At 64.9% G+C, this 21,246-nt stretch carries 22 protein-coding genes; 9 read left to right on the plus strand and 13 right to left on the minus strand.

Annotated features, from left to right (window positions below):
- Nucleotides 1–36 precede the first annotated feature (36 nt).
- From H9638_RS11820 to H9638_RS11830, 3 genes are read left to right on the plus strand one after another with little or no spacing between them, the layout of a single operon-like run.
- Nucleotides 37–1,662: a polysaccharide deacetylase family protein gene (locus H9638_RS11820; RefSeq protein ID WP_191747551.1), complete on the plus strand. Its 1,626-nt coding sequence runs from the start codon at nucleotides 37–39 to the stop codon at nucleotides 1,660–1,662.
- A 17-nt stretch (nucleotides 1,663–1,679) separates the two neighbouring features.
- Nucleotides 1,680–2,426: a hypothetical protein gene (locus H9638_RS11825; protein ID WP_191747553.1), complete on the plus strand. Its 747-nt coding sequence runs from the start codon at nucleotides 1,680–1,682 to the stop codon at nucleotides 2,424–2,426.
- Nucleotides 2,427–2,455: 29 nt separating this feature from the next.
- Nucleotides 2,456–3,685, plus strand: coding sequence for a glycosyltransferase family 2 protein (locus H9638_RS11830; protein WP_191747555.1), 1,230 nt, complete (start codon nucleotides 2,456–2,458; stop codon nucleotides 3,683–3,685).
- Between the two features lie 28 nt (nucleotides 3,686–3,713).
- Here the strand turns inward: H9638_RS11830 and H9638_RS11835 are convergent, their stop codons facing one another.
- Together H9638_RS11835 and H9638_RS11840 are read right to left on the minus strand one after the other, a co-directional pair.
- Nucleotides 3,714–4,808: an SdpI family protein gene (locus H9638_RS11835; protein ID WP_191747556.1), complete on the minus strand. Its 1,095-nt coding sequence runs from the start codon at nucleotides 4,806–4,808 to the stop codon at nucleotides 3,714–3,716.
- Nucleotides 4,809–5,040: 232 nt separating this feature from the next.
- Nucleotides 5,041–5,358, minus strand: a complete 318-nt coding sequence (locus tag H9638_RS11840) for a DUF4229 domain-containing protein (RefSeq protein WP_191747558.1) — start codon at nucleotides 5,356–5,358, stop codon at nucleotides 5,041–5,043.
- A gap of 112 nt (nucleotides 5,359–5,470) precedes the next feature.
- Here H9638_RS11840 and H9638_RS11845 point away from each other — a divergent pair, with 112 nt between their 5' ends.
- Nucleotides 5,471–5,848 carry a PLD nuclease N-terminal domain-containing protein gene (locus H9638_RS11845; RefSeq protein ID WP_191747560.1) on the plus strand — a complete coding sequence of 126 codons (378 nt, stop codon included), beginning with the start codon at nucleotides 5,471–5,473 and terminating at the stop codon, nucleotides 5,846–5,848.
- A gap of 466 nt (nucleotides 5,849–6,314) precedes the next feature.
- Here the strand turns inward: H9638_RS11845 and ccsB are convergent, their stop codons facing one another.
- From ccsB to H9638_RS11870, 5 genes are all read right to left on the minus strand, one after another.
- Nucleotides 6,315–7,358, minus strand: a complete 1,044-nt coding sequence (gene ccsB / locus H9638_RS11850; RefSeq protein ID WP_191747563.1) for a c-type cytochrome biogenesis protein CcsB — start codon at nucleotides 7,356–7,358, stop codon at nucleotides 6,315–6,317.
- Nucleotides 7,358–9,127: a cytochrome c biogenesis protein ResB gene (resB, locus tag H9638_RS11855; RefSeq protein WP_404799661.1), complete on the minus strand. Its 1,770-nt coding sequence runs from the start codon at nucleotides 9,125–9,127 to the stop codon at nucleotides 7,358–7,360. The genes ccsB and resB overlap by 1 nt, the downstream gene beginning before the upstream one ends.
- A gap of 67 nt (nucleotides 9,128–9,194) precedes the next feature.
- The gene (locus H9638_RS11860; protein ID WP_191747898.1) at nucleotides 9,195–9,911 is read right to left on the minus strand and encodes a cytochrome c biogenesis CcdA family protein; all 717 of its coding nucleotides are present in this window, start codon (nucleotides 9,909–9,911) and stop codon (nucleotides 9,195–9,197) included.
- Between the two features lie 77 nt (nucleotides 9,912–9,988).
- Entirely contained in the window at nucleotides 9,989–10,588 is a 600-nt protein-coding gene (locus H9638_RS11865; protein WP_191747900.1) for a TlpA family protein disulfide reductase, read from the minus strand.
- A gap of 95 nt (nucleotides 10,589–10,683) precedes the next feature.
- Complete coding sequence (locus H9638_RS11870; protein ID WP_191747565.1) at nucleotides 10,684–11,346, minus strand: histidine phosphatase family protein; 663 nt, start codon at nucleotides 11,344–11,346, stop codon at nucleotides 10,684–10,686.
- A gap of 145 nt (nucleotides 11,347–11,491) precedes the next feature.
- Between H9638_RS11870 and H9638_RS11875 the strand changes: the two genes are divergently transcribed.
- The 3 genes from H9638_RS11875 (at nucleotide 11,492) to H9638_RS11885 (ending at nucleotide 14,160) form a co-directional block, all read left to right on the plus strand.
- Complete coding sequence (locus tag H9638_RS11875) at nucleotides 11,492–12,031, plus strand: YceI family protein (RefSeq protein WP_191747568.1); 540 nt, start codon at nucleotides 11,492–11,494, stop codon at nucleotides 12,029–12,031.
- Between the two features lie 221 nt (nucleotides 12,032–12,252).
- Nucleotides 12,253–13,089, plus strand: coding sequence for a hypothetical protein (locus H9638_RS11880; RefSeq protein ID WP_191747570.1), 837 nt, complete (start codon nucleotides 12,253–12,255; stop codon nucleotides 13,087–13,089).
- A gap of 672 nt (nucleotides 13,090–13,761) precedes the next feature.
- Complete coding sequence (locus tag H9638_RS11885; RefSeq protein ID WP_191747572.1) at nucleotides 13,762–14,160, plus strand: hypothetical protein; 399 nt, start codon at nucleotides 13,762–13,764, stop codon at nucleotides 14,158–14,160.
- 4 nt (nucleotides 14,161–14,164) lie between these two features.
- Here H9638_RS11885 and H9638_RS11890 read toward each other — a convergent pair whose 3' ends face one another.
- Entirely contained in the window at nucleotides 14,165–14,881 is a 717-nt protein-coding gene (locus H9638_RS11890) for a redox-sensing transcriptional repressor Rex (protein WP_191747574.1), read from the minus strand.
- Between the two features lie 135 nt (nucleotides 14,882–15,016).
- Nucleotides 15,017–15,280 (minus strand): glutaredoxin family protein, encoded by a 264-nt coding sequence (locus H9638_RS11895; RefSeq protein WP_191747576.1) that lies wholly within the window; start codon nucleotides 15,278–15,280, stop codon nucleotides 15,017–15,019.
- Nucleotides 15,281–15,347: 67 nt separating this feature from the next.
- Here H9638_RS11895 and H9638_RS11900 point away from each other — a divergent pair, with 67 nt between their 5' ends.
- Nucleotides 15,348–16,160: an HAD family hydrolase gene (locus H9638_RS11900; RefSeq protein ID WP_191747578.1), complete on the plus strand. Its 813-nt coding sequence runs from the start codon at nucleotides 15,348–15,350 to the stop codon at nucleotides 16,158–16,160.
- Nucleotides 16,161–16,292: 132 nt separating this feature from the next.
- On the opposite strand, the gene H9638_RS11905 is transcribed toward H9638_RS11900, so the two are convergent.
- From H9638_RS11905 to H9638_RS11915, 3 genes are all read right to left on the minus strand, one after another.
- Complete coding sequence (locus H9638_RS11905) at nucleotides 16,293–16,391, minus strand: 30S ribosomal protein bS22 (RefSeq protein ID WP_003792170.1); 99 nt, start codon at nucleotides 16,389–16,391, stop codon at nucleotides 16,293–16,295.
- Between the two features lie 184 nt (nucleotides 16,392–16,575).
- Nucleotides 16,576–16,788, minus strand: coding sequence for a helix-turn-helix domain-containing protein (locus tag H9638_RS11910; protein WP_055239164.1), 213 nt, complete (start codon nucleotides 16,786–16,788; stop codon nucleotides 16,576–16,578).
- 237 nt (nucleotides 16,789–17,025) lie between these two features.
- Nucleotides 17,026–18,135, minus strand: coding sequence for a 3-deoxy-7-phosphoheptulonate synthase (locus H9638_RS11915; RefSeq protein ID WP_191747581.1), 1,110 nt, complete (start codon nucleotides 18,133–18,135; stop codon nucleotides 17,026–17,028).
- Between the two features lie 437 nt (nucleotides 18,136–18,572).
- Between H9638_RS11915 and H9638_RS11920 the strand changes: the two genes are divergently transcribed.
- Complete coding sequence (locus tag H9638_RS11920) at nucleotides 18,573–19,790, plus strand: alpha-hydroxy acid oxidase (RefSeq protein WP_191747902.1); 1,218 nt, start codon at nucleotides 18,573–18,575, stop codon at nucleotides 19,788–19,790.
- 99 nt (nucleotides 19,791–19,889) lie between these two features.
- On the opposite strand, the gene gdhA is transcribed toward H9638_RS11920, so the two are convergent.
- On the minus strand, nucleotides 19,890–21,230 hold the full coding sequence (gene gdhA, locus H9638_RS11925; protein WP_191747583.1) for an NADP-specific glutamate dehydrogenase: 1,341 nt from the start codon (nucleotides 21,228–21,230) through the stop codon (nucleotides 19,890–19,892).
- Between the last annotated feature and the right edge of the window lie 16 nt (nucleotides 21,231–21,246).

The raw sequence follows: 21,246 nt of genomic DNA on the forward strand, positions 1-21,246 counted from the left end.
GGACAGGACTGCCGAGCTTCCCGAGGAGAGTTGATCATGGGTACCACGCGTCGTACTGATTCCGGCCGGGGGCGGGACACACCGCCGCATCTGGCCACCCGAAACCACAAGCGGTCCTTGCAGCTGTTTACGGCACTGCTTGTCCTGGCGCTGCCCGCGTCCTTTCTGGTTTTTGGCAGTGTCTGGCTGGCGGGCATGGGGCTGGGGCCCGCCGAGAACCGGGCCTCCACTATGTCATCCGCAGCAGAGACGGACGGCCCGTCTCTAGCGGCCTCGCCGTCCGCCGCCGAAAAGGCTGCGGCCGAGTTCGCCGCTGCGGCGGCCATTGACGTTCCGGACTATGTTCCAGCCGAGCCCCTTGAGGTGACGCCGGGCCAGACGGTAGTCAGCCTGACCTTCGACGACGGTTTCAGCGGCGCGGCGCGTGCCGCGGAGATCCTGGCGGAGTTTGAGTTCCAGGGGACGTTTTACCTCAATTCCGGCCTGTTGGGTGAGACCGGGTCCTTGACGGTCCGGCAGGCCAAGGAAATGGCGCTGGCCGGTCATGAGATAGGCGGACATACCTTCTCCCACCCGGATGTGGGGACCATCGGGGTGGATGAGGCGCAGCGTGAAATCTGCCAGGACCGGCAAAACCTGCTCGACCTCGGATTCGAGGTCACGAACTTTGCGTACCCCTTCGCCAGCAGTGCAGGAGTGACTTCGGTGGTCGAGGCCTGCGGCTATAACAGCGCGCGCGGACTCGGCGGCACCGTGGGCCCCGGGTGTGAAGGCTGCCCCACCACCGAATCCCTCCGCCCCGCGGAACCCCAGCTCCTCAAAGCCCCGTCCCAGGTGGAATGGGACTGGTCGCTGGCGGACTTGCAGAATAAAGTGCAGGCCGCCGAGGCCACCGGCGGCTGGGTCATTCTGACCTTCCATGGTCTCTGCCCGTATGAGTGCGATTCCATCGATATCGACGAAGACGTGTTTCTGGACTTTACCGAATGGCTTTCAAGCCGCACGGCGGGCGGCACCACCACAGTACGAACTGTGCAGCAGGTGATCGGCGGCCCGAAGAACCCGGCCGTACCCGCATCCGTCCCGGCTCCGGCACCGCCGGGGGTGAATGGGCTCCAGAATGCCGACTTGGAACAATGGTCCGGGGATGCACCCACCTGCTGGGGTAACGCCAGCTTTGGATCGAATGAGGCTACCTTCGGCAAGGCGACGGGCAGAAACGGAAGCAACGGCGCCGGTGTGACGATGCACCGGCTGGATGACGGCGATGCAAAACTACTGCCGACCCACGATCTGGGCGCCTGCGCCCCGTCCGTGCGGGCAGGTGAACGCTACTCGCTTCGACTTTGGTACACCTCCGATGTACCCACCCAGTTCAGCGTGTACTACCGGGATGGCTTCGGCAGATGGACCTATTGGCTGCCGAGCCCCACCCTGGCACCCAGCGATACCTTCAGGGAAGCGGAATGGACAACCCCGGCGGTGCCGGCCGATGCCACCGCGCTCAGCTTTGGCCTGTCTCTGACCACCGAAGGGTATGTGGTCACAGATGACTACGGGATGTACAGGGCAGACGGCGCCCCGCCTCTTTCGGAGGCTGCCACCATGCTGCTGCCCGGCGACGGCGACCTGGCAGGACTCGCCGCGGGCCAAACCCGATGAGGGGACGGATAAGGATCATGTCCGGAGCCGCCGTCACCGGCCTGATTGGGGCCGGGTGCGCGGCAGCGCTGCCGGAGGAAGCAAGTCCCAGTGCTGGTGAATACCCGTGGCACACGGACATAGTCTCAACCACATTCTGGGTCGGGGAAATCCATGATTCCGAGGCTGCAGACGGCAGCCAGGTGCGGTCCGCCTATGACCTGTTCTGGATGGAGAGTTACGGCGGCTGCGACGGGCTCGTGGTGGACGGCAGCTGCGAAACGCAGCGGCGGACGGCGGATAACGGCTATTTTCCAACGGAGCTGACGCCGCTGGAGAATCCCTTTTACCTGGACCTGCCGTTCGACGACGTTAATAACCCTGCGGCGTTCGCCATGCGCGGCGACGTCATTCCCTGGGCCGACGATCCGGGATACGCCGGCCGGGAAACAGACAAGTCCTTCAGCTATATGAAGAACCGCTGGGTCCGCCTCATCAAGGATGGCCGCGAATGCTACGGCCAGATTCAGGATGCCGGCCCATCCGTGTACGACGACGCCGACTACGTATTCGGTGAGGACGACCGGCGTCCAGCGAATTCCCTTTACAACGGAGCCGGGCTTGATGTCTCACCGGCCCTCAACGGCTGCCTGGGTTTCGCTGATCTGAACGGAGCATCGGACCGTGTCAATTGGCAGTTCGTGGAAGCCGACGAAGTTCCGGAAGGTCCATGGCGGGAGATCATCACCAGCCGGCAGGTGCAGCTCCCACCGGCCGCTAACTAATTTTTCACTTCAACCTTTGGGAGTAGGTTATGGAACCCTGGACGATACTGGTGATTGGTCTCCTAGTTCTCGGAATCAGCACGCCGTTTTGGAGCTTCGCGGGACTTTTGCGGGTGGTCGGAGAATGGCAGAACCGGTCCTCACCTCGGCAGCTTTCCCGAACGCAGGAGTCCCCCATTGACCCCGGCGAAGTGGCGGTGCTGATTGCCGCGCACAACGAGGAACTGGTGATCGCTGAAACCATTGCGTCTGCACTGACTCTGGTCCCTCCAGAGAACATTCATGTGATTTCCGACGGGTCCACGGATTCCACCGCGGCAAAGGCTATGGCTGCCGGAGTAAAGTGTCTCGAGTTGTCACCGAACCGTGGCAAGGCAGGCGCCCTCAAAGCGGGAATCGAGCATTTTGAACTCGCCGACAGATTCGAGGTCGTGCTGCTGCTCGATGCCGATACCCGGCTGGCCCCGGACTACCTGCACACCGGATTGCAGCTGTTCAAAGACCCGGAAGTAGTTGCCGTCGCCGGACGGGCGAAGTCGCTGCCCGAAAGGGGGAGGCAGGGACTGGCAGCGCGGATTCTGCTGGGCTACAGGGAACGCCTGTACGCCGCCGTGCAGCTGCTGATCAAATATGGGCAGGCGTCCCGCCCTGCCAATGTCGTGAACATTGTTCCGGGGTTCGCGAGCATGTACCGGGCGCGCATCCTTCCGTCCCTGGACGTGGAGGCCCGCGGACTGCTGATCGAGGATTTCAATATGACCTTCGAGGTGCACGCCAAGCGGCTCGGCCGGATCGAGTTCCATCCGCAGGCGGCGGTGGCGTACACCCAGGACCCGGATAATCTGGCTGAATACACGCGGCAAGTCCGGCGGTGGACGTTGGGATTCTGGCAAACCGTCCGCAGGCATGGATTGCATGTGGGCCGCTTCTGGGCGATGCTCGCACTGCACATCACAGAGCTCGTTTGCGCCAGCCTGGTCCTGCTCCTGTGCCTGCCGGTGCTGCTGATTTCCGAGATGACGGAATTCGTACTGCTGCGTCCGGTAGATCTCCTGATCGGCGTCGTCCTGCCCGATTATCTTCTGACCGTCTTCGCTGCATGCAGCCTGCGACGTCCCAGCCTGCTTCTGGTGGGACTTGTCTTCCCGCTCCTCCGGCTGCTCGATGCCGGCATTTGCATGGTTACGCTGGTTCAGGCGTGGACCAGGAAAACGAGCGGGGTGTGGGTCAGCCCGACACGCAGGCTGCAGCACACATAAATTCAGCCTTCACAGTCCGTAGGGCGGGTCACGAACGCGGCGCAGCGGAGGGGGTAACGGACTCATCCCGAGGCCCAGCCCGATACACGTTCACCAGGGCACAGGCGCGGGCCGCGGTCTCGGCGTCGGGCATTGAGAAGACATAGCGCTGCGCAAAGCCAGCCTCCAGAACCAGGGCGGGGCCGCTGCCCATGATGAAGCCCACGCTTCCCCCGTTGAGCCGGTAACCCCAGCCGCCAAAGTCCATGGCCTTAATATCCTGGACGGACGCGGCGCGTATCTCCCCGTAAGTCAGCGGCATGAGTTTCCAGAAGCCGCCGGCCAGGGCACGGACACCATCCGGATCGATGATGACCCGGCCTTGGCAGAAAACCCACAGCAGGGCGGCCGCCGGTACGCCGAACAGGGCCAGCGCCGGGTGGATGAAGACAAGGCTCAGCGCCACGGCTGCCCCGGTTCCCAAACTTGCCAGCCACTTCCACCGGCCCATCGAAACATTGACCTCCAGCGGCTGTTCATCGGCCGCCAATTCCCGGGCGGCCAGGGAGACGGCTGAGCCCTGATCCGCGGCGGCGTCGTCCAGGGCGGATGTTTCGGGGCTTTGCGTGCGGTCGTACGTGCCGGGCCGGTACAGCCAGACGCCGGCGGCCACAGCCAGCACCGCCAACGCGGCTGCAGCCCAGATGACCGGTGCGGAAATTTCAGCCTGCGAGGCGTCAGCCAAGCCAATCTGTCCGGCCACCACCCCAACGGAGAGCCCCGTCATCAGGACACCGAATCCGAGGCCAAAGCCAACACCGAGCCGGGCAACCAGCGGGGATTGACCACGTGCGAGGATGCTAAGCGCGGCGACCAGGGCACCACTCCCGCCACCCACCAGAACCGCAATCAAGGCGTGGCCCGCCAATGACATATAGCCGTCCACACCGTCCCGGCCCCAGTGGCTGGCCAGCGGATCCGGCAGTTCTCCGGCGACGCTGAACATCCAGGCTGCGGCCAGCACGCCAAGCCCCAGGGCCCCAGAGAGGAGTCCGATCAGCCAGCGCCGGTTGTAGGCCTGCTCGGCCTGTGGCGTGCGCATTCTTGCTTCGGTGCGGCCGGCCTGGCTGCGGATGTCACTCATGGGGGCGAGCTTACCGGAGGCCGGGGCGGGAAGCGGGCGGGGATGCGGGCGGGGAGGCGTCAGGCGGACCTGCGCCGGGATATCAGGGGCCGGGACTTCAGGCGGACCTGCGCCGGGACTTCAGGGGCCGGGACTTCAGGCGGACCAGCGCCGGACTTCCGGGGCCGGGACATCAGGGGCCGGGACACCAGGGGCGGCGCCCTCCGGAAGCCGGGTGCCAGACGGCGCGATGTTAGCTTTCGCGGCTTTCGCGGGGCTTACGGTCGGCGTCGATTGCCACGTCCGGGTTGGCATCAAGCACGGAGTCCTCAGCTTCGGCATCATCCAGCTCGGCGCGGTTGCGCGTCGGCGGAGTCTTTTCACTGAACCGGCTCTGCACGCTGCGGGCAGCGGCGTCGCGCATGTCACGGAAGAAGAGGTATGTGACGCACCACGCCAGGATCGCCGCCACCAGGGCGGAGAGCACTATTCCGAGCTGCAGGAACAGCCCGGCTATGAAGAAGACGACCACCAAACCAAGGCGGAGAGCGGTAAATTTCCAGAAAGCCACGGCCCCATTCTACGGGCACTGCCGGAGAACGGTTTCCAGGTAAGTCGGGCATCCCGGAGGTTCCCGGAATTTGCCGGGCCGGGCCGCAGCGGTCTCCTCTACAATTGGGGGCATGCCCCGCTTCGTACTCCTCGGCGTCATTGTCGTCGCAGCCTTGATCATCTACTCGCTCATTGACTGCATCATGTCCAAAGCCCACGAAGTGCGCAGCATCTCCAAGACTGCCTGGCTCTTCACTATCGTGCTTCTGCCGGTCATGGGCGCCATCCTGTGGTTCCTCTTTGGCCGCCCGCTGCATGGTCCGGAGCCGAAGCCGCGGGCCACCCGGCACCCCACCGCCCCCGATGATGACCCCGAGTTCCTGCGGAACCTGGAAATCCGGCGCCGGCAGAAGGCGAAGGAAGAGGAACTCAAGCGCCGCGAACAGGAGCTGGCGGACCGGGAGAAGCGCTCCAGCCAGAAGAACGACGACGAAACTCCCAGCAGCTAGCCTCGCAGCCCAAGCTCCAGTGCCCCGTTCCGGTTCTTTCCGGGACGGGGCATTTTGCTGGTGGGTTTCGGAAGCAGGGAGAGGGACGGCGCTTACCCCCCCCATCCCCCCCGTTTCCCTCCCTTTTGGGACCAGCCTGCCGCCATGGGACTTTCCTGCCGTGGCGCGCAGCAGGATTGTCCCGCGGCGGCAGGGATGTCCCAAAGTGCAGGAGGTCGGGAACGGAGTCGCCGCCGGGCTTCCGGCCCGGGGTTCCCACACTTCGTTACCGGTGTGAAGAATGAGACCACACCAGTCACAGGGAGAACACTGGGTGGGAACGATGGTTGCCTGGCACGTCGCTCTCGTTCGACTGGCCAAGTCGAGGACCACCTGCCGGGGCCCGCCGCCCGCACCGCCACCACACCAAAAAACCCCGCCCCGGAACGAGTCCGGGACGGGGCCTTGGCGGGCGCTTGGCGAAGAGCTAGACGCCGGAGTAGCTGTGCAGGCCGGAGAAGTAGACGTTGACGATCGTGAAGTTGAAGACCACGCAGAGGTAGCCGACGATCGACAGCCAGGCGGCACGGGTACCGGTCCAGCCGCGGGTGGCCCGGGCGTGGAGGTAGCCGGCGTAGACAACCCAGATCACGAAGGTCCAGACTTCCTTCGTGTCCCAGCCCCAGTAGCGGCCCCAGGCCTGTTCGGCCCAGACGGAACCTGCCATCAGGGTGAAGGTCCACAGCACGAATGCCACGGCGTTGATGCGGTAGGAGAAGGTTTCCAGCGACTGGGCCGAGGGGACGATCTTCAGGAAGGCCAGGCGTTCGCGGCCGCCGGCCCGGACCTTGGCCTCGCGGTCGGCCTGCAGCAGCTGCAGGACCGACATAGCGAAAGTCAGGGTGAACAGTGCGGAGGCAATCACGGCAACGGAGACGTGGATGATCAGCCAGTAGCTCTGCAGTGCGGGGATCAGGTGGCCAACCGGGGTGGGGAAGCCGATGGTCGCTGCCATCATCATGATCAGCACCAGGCCGACGACGAACGTTCCCAGGAAGCGCAGGTCCCGGCGCAGCAGGACCAGCAGGAAGACGACGGCAACGACCATCGCGCCGGTGGTGCAGAACTCGTACATGTTGCCCCACGGCACGCGGTGCGCGGCGAGGCCGCGCATAACGACGGCGGCGCCGTGGATGAGCGCGCCCAATACCGTCAGTGCCACGGCGACGCGGGCGGCATTGCGCCGTTCCCCGGTGTATCCCATGGCGTCATCGGCGGTAAGGGCAGAGCTGGTGGCGTCCCACTGGCGGCTCGAGCCTTCCGGCCCGGACGGAGCGCCCACCGAAACCGTGGCCTTCTCCGCGGGAACCGCGGCCTGCACTGCGCCGGCCCTCTGGTCGATGGCGCGGAGCGTCTTGCTGCTCTTGGCCAGGTCCCAGGTGAAAGCCAGGAACGCCACCGTGTAGGTGAACGCTGCCAGCAGCATAAAGAGGTCGCTGTACTCAGCGAGCTGGTAGTCGATGGATGGCATTAGTCGTCCTTACCTGATTCTTCCGTGCGTCCGGTGCTGCCGGCCACTGATGCGTCGGCCAAGTTGTCCGGGCCGTCCTCCCGCGGAGCGGACCCGCCAACCATCCACTTCTTTTCCAACAAATTGCGCAGGGCTTCGGCCTCGGTTTCCAGGCGGGCGTCTTCACCACGGGCCAGCAAACCGTATTCGACCATTATGCGGCCATCCCCGTTCGTTCCGGTGCGGACCCACACCCTGCGCCGTGCCAGGAACAGCGATGCGCTGAGTCCGGTGAGGCTGAGCACAGCGAAGATCAGCACGGCGAACTTGGCCGGGTCGTAGTGGATATCCAACGCGGCATAACGCAGGAGGCCGTCGAAGCTGATGGATCCCTTGCCGTCAGGCAGGTCCTGGATCTGGTTCATCGCCAGCACAATTCCGCCGGAGTCCAGGTCGCGGTTGTTCAGCGGGGTCAGGTCCTCGGTGTCGAGGACGAACACGTTTCCGGGGACGCCGTCGTCCAGCCCAAGGTCTCCGTAGTAGGAGTTCAGGTTCAGCTGCGGATTGGCCGGGTCCGGATCGCCGGAGAAGGACACGCCGTTGCCGTCGATCAGGGCGGTGGGCAGGAAGAACCCGACAAACCCAAGCTGCTCCGGCTTCGCGTCCGGAGCCTTGATCACCATCAGCGAGGTGTACACGCCGTCCGTGGGGACACCAACCACCGGCCCCTGGAAGGCGATGTTGCCATCGCCGTCGCGCACCGTAACCACCGGTGCGTAGCCGTTGCCGACCAGGAAGACCCGGGTTCCGCCGATGGTCAGCGGCTCGTTGACCTTGATGGTTTCCGCCCGCGGCTCGTCATTGGGATCTTCCTTGACGGTCACGGAGGCGGTGAAGTCCAGCGGCTGGACGTTGCCCGTGCTGCTCTGCCGGTCGAAGGTGACCTCAAAATCGTCCAGGGTGATTGAGTACGGGGCCAGCTGCGACTCGGCGAAGTTCGTGCCGGGGCTGAAGGTGTCATAGCCAACCAGCGTGTTCACGAAGGTGTCGCCTTCAACGACCACGCGCTGGCCGTTGTACCCGAACAGTCCGCCGACGGCGATCGACCCCAGCACACCGATCAGGCACACGTGGAAAACCAGGTTTCCGGTTTCCTTGGCGAAGCCGCGCTCGGCAGCGACGGAGGGCCGGTCGGTATCCAGATCGCGGGCCTCTACCCGGTAGCCGCGCTTGCGGAGCAGCTGCGCAGCGTCTTTGGCTGCTTCGGCTGCCGTCAGGCCGGCACCGGCCGGGACGGCGAGCGTGCCGTATTCGGGGAGCCGGGAGAGGTTCTTCGGGGTCCGCGGCGGCTTGGAGCGCAGCGCTTTCCAGTGAACCTTGGCCCGGGGAATCACACAGCCGATCAGGGAGATAAACAGCAGCAGGTAGATCGCCGAGAACCAGGCGGAGGAATACACGTCGAACAGCTGGAACCGGTCCAGCCAGGGGCCGGTGCCCGGGTTGTCCTCGATGTACTGCGTGACGGCGCCGGGGTTGGCCGGCCGCTGCGGGAACAGCGAGCCGGGAACCGCGGCAACTGCCAGGAGCAGGAGGAGGAACAGCGCGGTCCGCATGCTGGTGAGCTGGGTCCAGGCCCAGCGCAGCGTGCCGAGCAGCCCGAGGGCAGGCAGCGCGACGTCGTCGCGCTTGCGCCCGCGCTTTGTCTTGCCGCCGGGCGTCGGTGCTTCCGCAGCCGCGGGGGTTTCCTTCGGCGGGGTCTGCGTCTTTTCGCTGTCCGGTTCAGGTTTCAACTGGTTCTCATTGTTCTCTGGGGACTGGTTCCGGGTATCCGGCGGACTGGGAGCATTGTGCTGTTCATCAAATCGGCAGGGTCACACTATCGACCCAACCTTGGAGTTCGTTGATCCAAAGCGTCCACACGCCGGTGGCCATCAGCACGCCGAGGACGATCAGCATGCCGCCGCCGAAGCGCTGCATGGCGACCCGGTGACGGCGGAAGAAGGAAAGCGCGCCCATGCCGCGGCGGAATCCCAGGGCGATGAACAGGAAGGGCAGACCCAATCCAAGGCAGTAGACAAAGGTAAGCAGTGCGCCCTTGGCCGCAGAGGCATCGTCGCCGGAGAAGGAAAGCAGCTGCACCGCCGAAAGCGTTGGACCCATGCAGGGTGCCCAGCCAAGACCGAAGGTGACACCCAGCAGTGGTGCTCCCCAGAGTCCGGCGGGCGGCTTCGCTTCGATCTTGCGGTCCCGCTGGAACCAGGACAGCCCGCCCATAAAAATAACGCCCATCAGGATAATGAGCACACCCAGCAGCTGCGGGATCCAGCCCTGTTCCGCCCCGCGGAGCCACGCTCCAAGCTGCCCGATGCCTGCGCCGATGGCGACGAAAACCACCGAGAAGCCCAGGACAAACAACCCGATTCCGGTGAGCATCCGGCCGCGGCGCTGGTTCTCCAGGTCCACCCCGGAAAGTCCCGTGACGTATCCCAGGTAGCCGGGCACCAGGGGCAGGATGCACGGCGAGAGGAAGGACACCAGACCCGCGAGGGCAGCAACGGGGATAGCCAGCAGCATCGATCCGTTGAGGATCGTTTCCGCGAAGACATTGGCCGTAGGCAGGGCTGCGGACAGGAGGACAGGGGGCACGGCTGCTACGCAGCCAATGCGTCGCTGATCAGGGCTTTAAGGGTGCCCTTTTCGGCCAGTCCAAGAATCCTGGCTGCGACCCGGCCCTCACGGTCCAGGACCAGCGTGGTCGGAACGGCCTGCGGCGGAACGAAGCGGGTCATAGCCAGCAGGACCTCCCCGTTGCGGTCCTCGAAGCTGGGGTACGGAATGGCGAAGTTCCGCTCGAAGGCCTCGGCAGTCCGGGCTTCGTCCCGGACATTCACACCGTAAAAGCGTGCCCCCTCTGAAGCAAAGGTCTCGTGGAGTTCCACCAGGTCCGGCGCTTCCTTGCGGCACGGGGCGCAGGCGGCGTACCAGAAATTGAGGACGACGACGTCGCCGGCCCAGTCAGCGGCACTGACTTTTGAACCGTCGAAGAGGGTGCCGGTGAGTTCCACGGGCTCGCCGCGGTCGGAGGCGGCGTACTCAGTCACTGAGCCGTCACCGGCAATGTAGTTTTTGTTGTCGCCGGCTTTAGCCTGCTCGGCCAGCGGGTCTTCCACCGTGCATCCTGCCAGGACGGCGGCCAACGGCACGCCAACAGCCAGCCCGGCACCAATCCGCAGGAAGGACCTGCGGTGCATGGCTCCGGCCTGGTTTTCGCTCTCAGATTTCTTCAAGGACATCCAGCTTTCATCGCGGCAGGGGGTGGCCACTTCTACAACGCGTAGTAATTGTATTATGCGCCGGGGATGTTCGCCGCACCGGGCAGCAGGTCTGCGGACGGTTCGGCATACCGGACACCGGTGAGCCGTCCGCCGTCGAAATCCAGGGTGGTGACTGAGGTAAGCGTGCATTCCCGGTTGCGCGGATCGTGCCAGAGGCGGCGCCCTTCGCCGGCCAGGCGCGTGACCCAGATCGGCAGCTGATGGCTCACCAGGACAGCTTCCGACCCCTCGCCACCCAGTTCCAGGGCGCGGATACGTGCGTCGTCCACGGCTGCCATAACCCGCTCCACCTGCTGGGCGTACGGCTCACCCCACGAAGGCTTTACCGGGTTCCGCAGGAGCGGCCAGTACTTCGGATTGCGGAGCCGGCTCTTGACACCGGAGAGCCCTTCGAAGCGGTTCTCGGCTTCAATGATCCGTTCATCGGTGGCAATCTCCAGGCCGAGGGCCGCTGCGATGGGTGCGGCTGTCTCCTGCGCGCGGGTCAGCGGTGAGGCCACCACATGCACCAGCTTGGCACCGCTGCTCTGCTGCTCCTGGAAATAGGCCGCTACGCGGCGTGCCATCTCCCGGCCCAGGTCGGAAAGGTGGAACTCGGGCAGGCGGCCATACAGAACACCGTCCGGGTTGAAGACTTCGCCGTGGCGGACGAGGTGGATCGAGGCTCGGGACATGCAAACAAGTCTCGCAGAGACCCCGGTGAAGATTAAATCTTCACAATCACTTGAACCTTTGAGCATCCTGTGCCAAGCTTGATGCAAATGCATCTACTGGTAGCGTTGCAAACGCAGCACTGCCGACTATCACAGGAGAAAAAACATGATCCCCACCGGTCTTAACGCAGGCACCTGGAACCTCGACTCATCCCACAGCGAGGTCGGCTTCACTGTCCGCCATGCCGGCATCAGCAAGGTCCGCGGCAGCTTTGACAAGGTCACCTCCGTCCTGGAGGTCGGACAGAGCCTGAGCGATTCGAAGCTCAGTGCCGTTATCGACGCCGCATCCTTCAACTCCAACGACGCCAACCGCGACGCCCACATCAAGAGCGCCGACTTCTTCGACGTCGAGCAGTTCCCGGAGCTTTCCTTCACCGCCACGAATGTTGAAGGTTCGGGCGAAAACTACAAGGTCTCCGGCGATCTCACCATCAAGGGCATTACCCACCCGGTCACCCTGGACGTGGAGTTCAACGGCGTTGCCGTTGATCCCTTCGGCGCTACCCGCGCCGGTTTCTCCGGCACCACCTCCATCAGCCGCAAGGAGTTCGGCCTGACCTGGAACGCTGCCCTCGAAACCGGCGGAGTCCTGGTTGGCGACAAGGTCACCATCAACCTGGACGTAGCCTTCGTCGCAGCGTAGGGCTTCCCGCTTCTGACTCAGGTAAGGCCCGGTACGCCACACGGCGTGCCGGGCCTTACCTGTGCCCGGTTCACCGGCCGGGGCGCCGGAGCAGGTGCTCCAGGTCTCCCGCACGGCGTGGAGGGATAGACTGGACTGACTTCGCAGACGGGGGATCTGCCTTGCGTCGATACCACCCGGCACCATCCTCCGGCAGACCATCCACACGGCAGGCGGCTGACATGACCACCCCCAATACCCCCGAATCACAGGACCCCCAACGCCCGGAGGGAACGCCTGCCGGCGGGCCTGGCCCGGAAGAGGCCCCGGGCAGCACGCCTAACCAGGACGGCGCGCAGGCACCGCAGCGTCCTGAGCCGCGCTACGGGCAGTACAGCCAGCCCGAGCAGCCCCATGTTCCTCCCCACACCGGCCAGCAGCCCGGCCCCTACGGACAGGACCAGTACGGGCAGGGCCAGTACCAGGGCCAGTACCAGGGGCAGTACGGCCAGGGGCAGTACGGCCAGGGGCAGTACGGCCAGACGCCGTACGGGTACCAGGCCGCCCAGCCTTCGGGCTATGCATACCCCGGTGGACAAGCCAGCCAGTCCGGGCCCAAGGGACCGCCCCCGCGCGAGGTAATGATCGGTTTCTGGCTAATCCTCGCCGCCGGCGTCCTGGCCTTCCTCAATAACCTTTTCACGTCCTTCAACCTTCCGGACCTGCTCACGCCATCCCAGATCCAGGACCTTCGGCAGGCAAACATTGATGTCCAGGATGTCAGCGGATTCCTGGTAACTTTCTCGGTCGTAATCGCCCTGGTCGGTTTGAGCCTGTACGTCCTGATCGCACTGTTTGTCCGCAAGGGCCATAACTGGGCACGCATTGTCGGGACGGTCTTCGCCGCGTTCTCAGTTTTCGGCCTGCTGGTTTCCCTCCCGGCCTACTTCATGTCCGCACTGGGCTTCCTCTCCCTGCTCTCCACCCTGGCCGGGATCGCGGGCATCGTCATGCTCTATCTCAAGCCCAGCAACGCCTACTTCCAGCGCCACCAGTACAACCCTTACCGCCCGTACTAGAACAGGCTGTAACAATCTCGCCACAGGCAGTGCGGGTTCGCCGCAGCAGTGGTCACAGCACGGTGCCGGGGACGTAGCGTTTAATGCTCCACGAGGGGCCTGCGGGTCCCTCGTGGAGCACCACTTTCCGGTCTCCTGAAGGCGGCGACGACTATGACGACTCCCCCTGCAGCACCCAATTCTCCCGGGGCTGGCCCAAATCCCCCCTCCCAGCGGTCCGCGCATCTGCACAGCGGCATCCAGGGGACCCGGCGCCGCACTGAACCGTCAGCGGAGCAGGAGAACCCGTCCCACTCATCGCCCGAAACCAATGCGGGACGGGCGTGGCGTCCGTGGCCAAGCATCGCGCTCCGGCAGGCCATCCACACCAGGTCCGCGTCCCGGCGGCGGTCCGCCCCCCACAGCCCCCCTGAGCGGGACCTCAGGGCCCCCGGGCCGGCAGCGCAGGACGGTGCCGGATCCGGGACGCGGTCCGGTACGTCGGCTGCTGACGTTCCCGCCCCGGACCCGGCCGCGGCACCGCGCCCGCGGATCCAGCGGACCCCGGCTCAGCCGGCGGCCAACCTCCCGCCCCGGCCGGAGCATCCCCCGGCCCCTGCGCCCGAACCACCCCGGCGGCTGCCGGACCGCCGGCCCCGGCGCAAGGCCCCATTCGCCGTCAACGCTGCTGCCTTGCTCATAGCTTCAGCCGGTGTCCTGCTCCTGGTCGTGGGACTGCAGGCAGCCCTTGACCCCGCCCGTCCGTTCCCCGCAGCTGCCCTCCAACTACAGCAGCTCAAAGTGCCACCGGAATCTGTGCTTGCCGTAGCAAGGGTCGCAGATGTGGCCCTTGCGGTCGTGACCTTCGGTCTCTATGTCTTCCTGGCCACCCTGGTCCGCGAAGGAAGGAACTGGGCGAGGGTCTGCTGCTGCCTGCTTATTACCGCAGCCCTGTTTTTTGGGATCCGGGACAACCTGTCCCAGCATGTGGGGGCCGCGCTGCTCGCCGGCGCCGGACTGGGGCTGCTGTTCCTGCCGCGCGCTGGCCGCTACTTCGCGCCGCGCCGCTCCGGTCCGGAGCCGCTGCGCTAAGCAGTCAGCGGAGCATTCTGGCCTGAGCGTCCGTAGCGAGTGCAGATACTTGGGCGCGCTGCGCGTGATAGGCGAGGATCTGCAGCTCGGTTGCCATATCCACCTTGCGGATCTGCACCTCGGCGGGAACCTGCAGGACCACGGGGGCAAAGCTGAGGATGCTGGTAATCCCGGCATCCACCAGGCGGTCGCACATTCCCTGCGCTGCCTCCGCCGGTACGGCCAAGACGGCCATGTTGGCCCTGGTTTTTTCCAGGATGCTCTCCATTGCCTCAACCGGACTGATCCTGAGCCAGCCGACTTCCTGGCCGACTGCCATCTGGTCGGCGTCGAACAGGGCCACCACTTCAAAACCGCGGGAACCGAATCCGGGATATCCGGCAAGCGCCCGGCCCAGGTGCCCGGCACCTACGATGGCCACCCGCCAGTCCAAGGTGAGGCCCAGGGCCGCTGAAATCTGCCCGCTCAGGTACGGGACGTCGTACCCCACGCCCCGGGTACCGTAGGAGCCGAGGTAGGAAAGGTCCTTCCGGAGTTTGGGGGAATTGACCCCGGCCGCCTCGGCAAGTTCCTCCGAGGAGACCCGTTCGATCCCTTCCGTCATCATGGTGCCCAGCACCCGGAGGTAGACCGTCAGCCGGGCAAGGGAAGCCGGTGGGATGTGCCGCCCGTGGCCGGACGCCGCCGGGCTGACCAGGTCACGCTCATCCGGGATACTCACGTCTGCAACTCCGTCATGTCCTCAGCACCGGGTCGGTCCCTGCGGACCGCCGGTCCGGTAATTTCCCACTCTAGGACCGTGCCCACTGCCTGACCAAGTGTGTTTTACCATCCGGTCCCCGCATGCGGCTGCGTGTTACGCAGCCAGCAGGCGCCGCAGCCGCGCCTCATCGATCTGCCAGAAATCACGCTGGACACCATCGATCATCAGCACCGGGATCTCCTCCGCAAAACGTTCCAGCAGGTCTGCATCCTGCTCGACGGACCTTTCCTGCCACGGAATTCCCAGGTCTTCCGAGACCCGGCCGAGGATCTCCCGGGCTTCTTCGCAGAGGTGGCAGCCGGGGCGGGTCAGCAGGAGGAGGTCTGGAACCGAAGGATGGGACTCGGGATCATTCATGACATCAAAGATAGTCCCCAGCGCGGCACGTCGGCGCGTGGCCTGTGTTTTTCAGTAGACTCAATGCATGCCCCGATCCCGTGCCGTCCGAGCCGCTGATTCACCGGCCGCGGCAGGTACCCCGGGAGAAGCAGCGTTTTTCGACGTCGACAACACCCTGATGCGCGGTGCCAGCCTGTTCCATGTGGCCCGCAAAATGTACCAGCGCCGGGTTTTCACCCTCCGTGAGGCTGCCGGCTTTGCTTCCAAGCAGCTGCGGTTTGTGCTCCAGGGCGAGAACCTCAAAGATGTCCACAGCGTGCGTGACGCCGCCCTGGCCTTCGCGACCGGGCTCGCCGCCGAGGACTTCCGGACGCTTGGCGAAGAGGTCTACGACGAGATGATCGTTTCCAAGATCTGGCCGGGAACCCGGGCCCTGACCGAGCAGCATATGAAAGCCGGGCGCCCTGTCTGGCTCGTGACGGGGACCCCCGTGGAGGTGGCCTCGGTGATCGCCAGCCGGCTGTCCCTGACCGGAGCACTTGGCACGGTCAGCGAAGTAACCGACGGACTTTATACGGGACGACTGGTTGGTGATTTCCTGCATGGCCCCGCCAAAGCCGAGGGCGTCCGTGTCCTGGCGAAGCAGGAAGGGCTGGATCTCTCCCGCTGCTGGGCCTACAGCGACTCCTTCAACGATGTTCCGCTGCTGACGATCGTTGGCCACCCCGTAGCCATTAATCCGGACGCACGCCTGCGCCGTCACGCCCGCGAACACAATTGGCCGGTCTACGACTTCCGGTCAGGCCGCCGGGCCGCCACCTTTGGGCTCAAGACAGCGTCAGTGGCCGGAGCCGCCTACGGGCTGTGGCGCGGGTTCTCCTGGGTCCGCTCCCGCTGACACACAGCGTACCGAGCATCATCTGACCGCTCCTGGACCATCTTCCGGAAGCTTCCTGAAGCCGTCGCGTTAAAGAGCTGAAGCCCGCCTAATCCTTGTCGGACGGCGGGCTTCTGCGGCACTAAGAAGAATCTACTTCTTATTACGGCGCTGGTGGCGGGTCTTGCGAAGCAGCTTGCGGTGCTTCTTCTTGGCCATACGCTTGCGGCGCTTCTTGATAACTGAACCCACAGAGTCCTCACAAACTGAAATAGGAGCCATGCCGGTCCCGGGTGCCGGGGGCCTGTTGGCCCGCACAGCTTCGGTTCCGGCAGATACTAGCCATGATTGAAACGTTCCTTAACAGGGTACCGCCTTCGCACTGCCTTTCCGGACAGTGCCAGGGCGCACCCGCGGCCGGTTACGGCCGGCAGGCTCAGGCCGTCCCGGACTGGCGGTCGATCACGGCGTTGCGCAGAACCTGCTGCACCGCAGATTCCGGAACGCGGTAAGACCGTCCGAAACGGACTGCCGGAAGTTCTCCGGAATGCACCAGCCGGTAAACGGTCATCTTGGACACACGCATGACATCCGCGACTTCTGACACCGTCAGAAACCGCACGTCCGAGAAATTGCTCTCGTCTGCCATTGATCTATTGTTCCTTCCGCAACCTGCGCCTGATACAACTACAGCGCGGAACCCCGCGGTTTGCGGCGTTCCACTTATCCGTTCGTACTACAGCCGGCGGCGTGTCGTCTTGATGACCATCTCGTGACCGTCTAGCACTCTACTCTAGTGGCTAAAGTAACCATAGTGGAAGTTTTTCCCGGTATTTCAGGCTCGTCATGAGCGATCCGTCCCTTCACCACGGCCCCTGCCGCTACCTCAGTTCGATGATTCCCGTGCCGGGCGGCGGCGGCGGGCCGCACTGGCCAGGACCTCCAGTATTCCGGCCGAGGTATCCCAGTCCATGCACGCATCCGTGATGCTCTGCCCGTAGGTGAGCGGACCGGGGTTGGTGCTGTCGTGGGCCTGTGCCCCGCCAACCAGGAAACTCTCCAGCATGACGCCGGCGATGCGGTGCGCGGAATCCGTTCCCGATTCGATCTGGGCCGCCAGCTCCAGCGCCACTTTGGCCTGCCGGTGGTGGTCCTTGCCGCTGTTGGCATGGCTGGCATCCACGATGAGCCGCGGATTCAGCCCCTTGGCCGCCAGTGACGCAGAAGCGGCCGCAACGTGGCCGGCGTCGTAGTTCGGCCCGGAGCTGCCCCCGCGGAGGATCAGGTGGGTATCCGGATTCCCTGAGGTTCCCACCATCGAAGCCCGGCCCTCGCCGTCGATACCCAGGAAGGACTGCGGCGCGGAGGCGGCGGCGCAGGCATCCAGGGCGATCTGCAGTGAGCCGTCCGTGCCGTTCTTGAAGCCCACGGGCATGGACAGCCCGGAAACCAGCTGGCGGTGGACCTGGCTTTCCGTGGTGCGGGCACCGATGGCGCCCCAGCTCACCAGATCCGCAACGTACTGCGGGCTGATGGGTTCCAGGAATTCCGTCGCGACCGGCAAACCCAGTTCCCCGGCGGCAATCAGGAAGCGCCGCGCGGCGAACAGCCCGCCGGCGATGTCGTGGCTGCCGTCCAGGTGCGGATCATTGATCAGGCCCTTCCAGCCCACCGTGGTCCGGGGCTTTTCGAAGTACGCCCGCAGCACCACCAGCAGGTCCTGGCTGTGTTCCCGGGCGGCTTCGGCGAGGCGGCGCGCGTAGTCCAGCCCGGCCTCCGGATCGTGGATCGAGCACGGCCCGACGATGACGAGCAGGCGGTCGTCGACGCCGTCGAGCACCGCCCGGATCGCGTCGCGGCCGCTGCTGACGGTGGCGGCAAGGTCTTCCGAGAGCGGCAGCTCCGCCATGAGGCCGGCAGGTGCAGGCAGCGGACGGAATTCGCTGACCCGCAGGTCCGAAGTGGATTGTGAGTGCTGCGTTGTGGTGAGGTTCATGGTCCCGTTATCCGTGTGTGAGCCGGCGGGAGATGACTTCAGAACCCCGCCGGATATGGCGAAGGGCAAGGGATGGATCCCCTGCCCTGTTGGCTCTGAAGGTTGGCGTCAGCGAATTATCGCGCGGGCTCCTCCAGAGCCAACGAAAAATACGCATACCAACGGTTAGTCATGATTAGACCGTAAGCCCGGCACCGGCGCATGGCAAGTTGGGCCTGCCCTGCCGCCTTTGTGACGCTGGCCCGGCCCCTGATGACGACGCTTGCAGCTGCGCGGTACCCCGGGTGCAACATGCCTTGTCACAGGCCCGGGCGCGTCCGTAGGCTCAATCCGTAGGCACAGAGCAGAATGCTTCGAAAGGCAGTGTTATCCCCTTGACTTCCAAACCCCAGGCCCTGACCCGCCGGATTCCCCGGGTCCATGACCTTGCGCCGTTGATGCAGTTCAAGAAACCGCAGGTGGGACCGGCAGCGAAGCTGAAGCGGGCCAGCACCGTCTGGGACCTGAGGGATCTGGCCAAGCGGCGCACCCCTAAAGCGGCCTTCGACTACACGGATGGGGCTGCCGAGGCGGAAATCACCATCCGCAGGGCCCGGGAGGCGTTCCAGAACCTGGAGTTCCGTCCCGGAGTCCTGCGCAACGTCGAGTCCGTGGATCTCTCCACTACCGTGCTGGGGCAGGAGTCTGCCCTTCCCTTCGGAATCGCGCCGACGGGTTTCACCCGGATGATGCAGTCAGAGGGCGAGTACGCCGGTTCCCAGGCCGCGGCAGCCGCCGGGATTCCCTACACCCTCTCCACCATGGGCACAGCCTCGATTGAAGATGTGGCCGGTGCGGCACCGGACGGGCGGAACTGGTTCCAGCTTTACCTGTGGACGGACCGGGACAAATCGCTGGAGCTGATCAACCGCGCCGCCGCTGCCGGGTTCGACACCCTGATGGTCACCGTGGACACCGCCGTCGCCGGTGAGCGGCTGCGGGACGTGCGCAACGGCATGACAATCCCGCCGGCGCTGACCGTCCGCACCGTGCTGGACGCTTCCTACCGGCCGGCTTGGTGGTTCAACTTCCTCACCCATGAACCGCTGTCCTTCGCCACGCTCAACCGGTATTCCGGAACCGTGGCGGACCTGATCAATTCGATGTTTGATCCCACGCTGACCTTCGATGACCTCGCCTGGCTGCGCCGGGTGTGGAAGGGCAACCTGGTGGTGAAGGGCATCCAGACACTGGAGGACGCCCGCCGGGCAGTGGACCACGGCGCCGACGGAATCGCCCTGTCCAACCACGGCGGACGCCAGCTGGACCGGGCGCCGATCCCGCTGCATCTGCTGCCCGAGGTGGCGGCCGAACTCAAGGGGAAAACCAGCATCATCCTGGACACGGGCATCATGAGCGGCGGAGACATTGTCGCTTCCCTGGCCCTGGGAGCGGACTTCACGCTGATTGGCCGTGCCTACCTGTACGGTTTGATGGCCGGGGGCCGGGCGGGCGTGGACCGAACCATCCAGATCCTCTCCTCACAGGCTGCCCGGACCATGGCGCTTATGGGCGTGGACCGGGTGGCGGACCTGACCCCGGACCACGTCCGGCTGCTCTCCGCCTACTCCCCCGTGTCCGCGGCACCGGCACTGCAGCAGCCGCTCCTGAGCTAGGTCCGGTCTGGACCAGGACAGAGCGCGCAAAAGCCAAGGCCCGGCCCGGCTCCCTGAAACGGGAACCGGGCCGGGCCAACGTGTGTGTGAAGTCCGGGGCTAGATGACGCCCAGGGCCAGCATCGCGTCGGCTACCTTCACGAAGCCACCAATGTTGGCACCAACCACGTAGTTGCCGGGTGCACCGTATTCATCGGCGGTTGCCGCGCAGCGGTCATGGATGTTGACCATAATCTCGCTCAGCCGCCGCTCGGTGTGCTCGAAACTCCAGGCGTCACGGCTGGCGTTCTGCTGCATTTCCAGCGCTGAGGTTGCCACGCCGCCGGCGTTTGCGGCCTTGCCCGGGCCGAACAGCACGCCCGCTTCCTGGAAGATTTCAATCGCCTTCGGGGTGCAGGGCATGTTGGCACCCTCCGCAACGGCGACGACGCCGGATTTCAGCAGCGAGACGGCGTCCGCCTCACCGAGTTCATTCTGCGTGGCGCAGGGCAGCGCGACGGTGGCTCCGGCGTCCCAGATGGAACCGCCCGCAACGAAGGAGGTGCCGTTGCCGCGGCGGGTTGCGTAGTCGGAGATCCGGCCGCGTTCGGTTTCCTTGATCTGGCGCAGGAGCGGAACATCGATTCCGGCTTCGTCCACGACGTAACCCGAGGAATCCGAGCAGGCGATGACCTTGCCGCCCAGATACTGGGCTTTGGCAATCGCGTTGATGGCCACGTTCCCGGAACCGGAAACGATCACCCGCTGTCCGTCCAGGCTCATCCCCTTGGTCTTCAGCATTTCCTCAACGAACATCACCGCGCCGTAGCCGGTGGCTTCGGGCCGGACCAGTGATCCGCCCCAGCTGACACCCTTGCCGGTCAGGACACCGGACTCATAGCGGTTGGTAATCCGCTTGTACTGGCCAAAGAGGTAACCGATCTCCCGGCCGCCCACACCGATATCCCCCGCAGGGACATCCGTGTATTCGCCGATATGCCGGTACAGCTCGGTCATAAAGGACTGGCAGAAACGCATGACTTCAGCGTCGGACTTGCCGCGTGGGTCAAAGTCGGAGCCGCCCTTGCCGCCGCCGATGGGCATGCCCGTCAGGGCGTTCTTGAAGATCTGTTCAAACCCGAGGAATTTTACGATTCCCAGGTAGACCGAAGGGTGGAACCGCAGACCGCCCTTATACGGGCCCAGTGCGGAGTTGAATTCGACGCGGAAACCACGGTTGATGCGGACCTGGCCGGCGTCGTCCACCCACGGCACCCGGAAAATAATCTGGCGCTCGGGTTCGCAGATCCGCTGCAGGATAGCCGCTTCGCCGAATTCAGGATGCTTGCGAAGTACCGGTTCGAGGGTTTCGAAGACTTCAACCACCGCTTGGTGGAATTCCGTTTCGCCGGGGTTGCGGCGGAAAACGTCTTCGCGCACGCGCGTGAGTGTTGCGTCCATGTATTGCTCCTTATAG

The organism is Arthrobacter pullicola (genome assembly GCF_014836875.1).
GTDB lineage: Bacteria > Actinomycetota > Actinomycetes > Actinomycetales > Micrococcaceae > Arthrobacter_B > Arthrobacter_B pullicola.

Coding starts and splice junctions, on each gene's coding strand:
- H9638_RS11825 (WP_191747553.1), top strand. CDS start 1,680: ATGTCCGGAGCCGCCGTCACCGGCCTGATTGGGGCCGGGTGCGCGGCA.
- H9638_RS11835 (WP_191747556.1), bottom strand. CDS start 4,808: ATGAGTGACATCCGCAGCCAGGCCGGCCGCACCGAAGCAAGAATGCGC.
- H9638_RS11860 (WP_191747898.1), bottom strand. CDS start 9,911: ATGCTGCTGGCTATCCCCGTTGCTGCCCTCGCGGGTCTGGTGTCCTTC.
- H9638_RS11830 (WP_191747555.1), top strand. CDS start 2,456: ATGGAACCCTGGACGATACTGGTGATTGGTCTCCTAGTTCTCGGAATC.
- gdhA (WP_191747583.1), bottom strand. CDS start 21,230: ATGGACGCAACACTCACGCGCGTGCGCGAAGACGTTTTCCGCCGCAAC.
- H9638_RS11880 (WP_191747570.1), top strand. CDS start 12,253: ATGACCACCCCCAATACCCCCGAATCACAGGACCCCCAACGCCCGGAG.
- H9638_RS11895 (WP_191747576.1), bottom strand. CDS start 15,280: ATGAATGATCCCGAGTCCCATCCTTCGGTTCCAGACCTCCTCCTGCTG.
- H9638_RS11920 (WP_191747902.1), top strand. CDS start 18,573: ATGCAGTTCAAGAAACCGCAGGTGGGACCGGCAGCGAAGCTGAAGCGG.
- H9638_RS11875 (WP_191747568.1), top strand. CDS start 11,492: ATGATCCCCACCGGTCTTAACGCAGGCACCTGGAACCTCGACTCATCC.
- H9638_RS11870 (WP_191747565.1), bottom strand. CDS start 11,346: ATGTCCCGAGCCTCGATCCACCTCGTCCGCCACGGCGAAGTCTTCAAC.
- ccsB (WP_191747563.1), bottom strand. CDS start 7,358: ATGCCATCCATCGACTACCAGCTCGCTGAGTACAGCGACCTCTTTATG.
- H9638_RS11820 (WP_191747551.1), top strand. CDS start 37: ATGGGTACCACGCGTCGTACTGATTCCGGCCGGGGGCGGGACACACCG.
- H9638_RS11915 (WP_191747581.1), bottom strand. CDS start 18,135: ATGAACCTCACCACAACGCAGCACTCACAATCCACTTCGGACCTGCGG.
- H9638_RS11910 (WP_055239164.1), bottom strand. CDS start 16,788: ATGGCAGACGAGAGCAATTTCTCGGACGTGCGGTTTCTGACGGTGTCA.
- H9638_RS11865 (WP_191747900.1), bottom strand. CDS start 10,588: ATGCACCGCAGGTCCTTCCTGCGGATTGGTGCCGGGCTGGCTGTTGGC.
- H9638_RS11900 (WP_191747578.1), top strand. CDS start 15,348: ATGCCCCGATCCCGTGCCGTCCGAGCCGCTGATTCACCGGCCGCGGCA.
- H9638_RS11845 (WP_191747560.1), top strand. CDS start 5,471: ATGCCCCGCTTCGTACTCCTCGGCGTCATTGTCGTCGCAGCCTTGATC.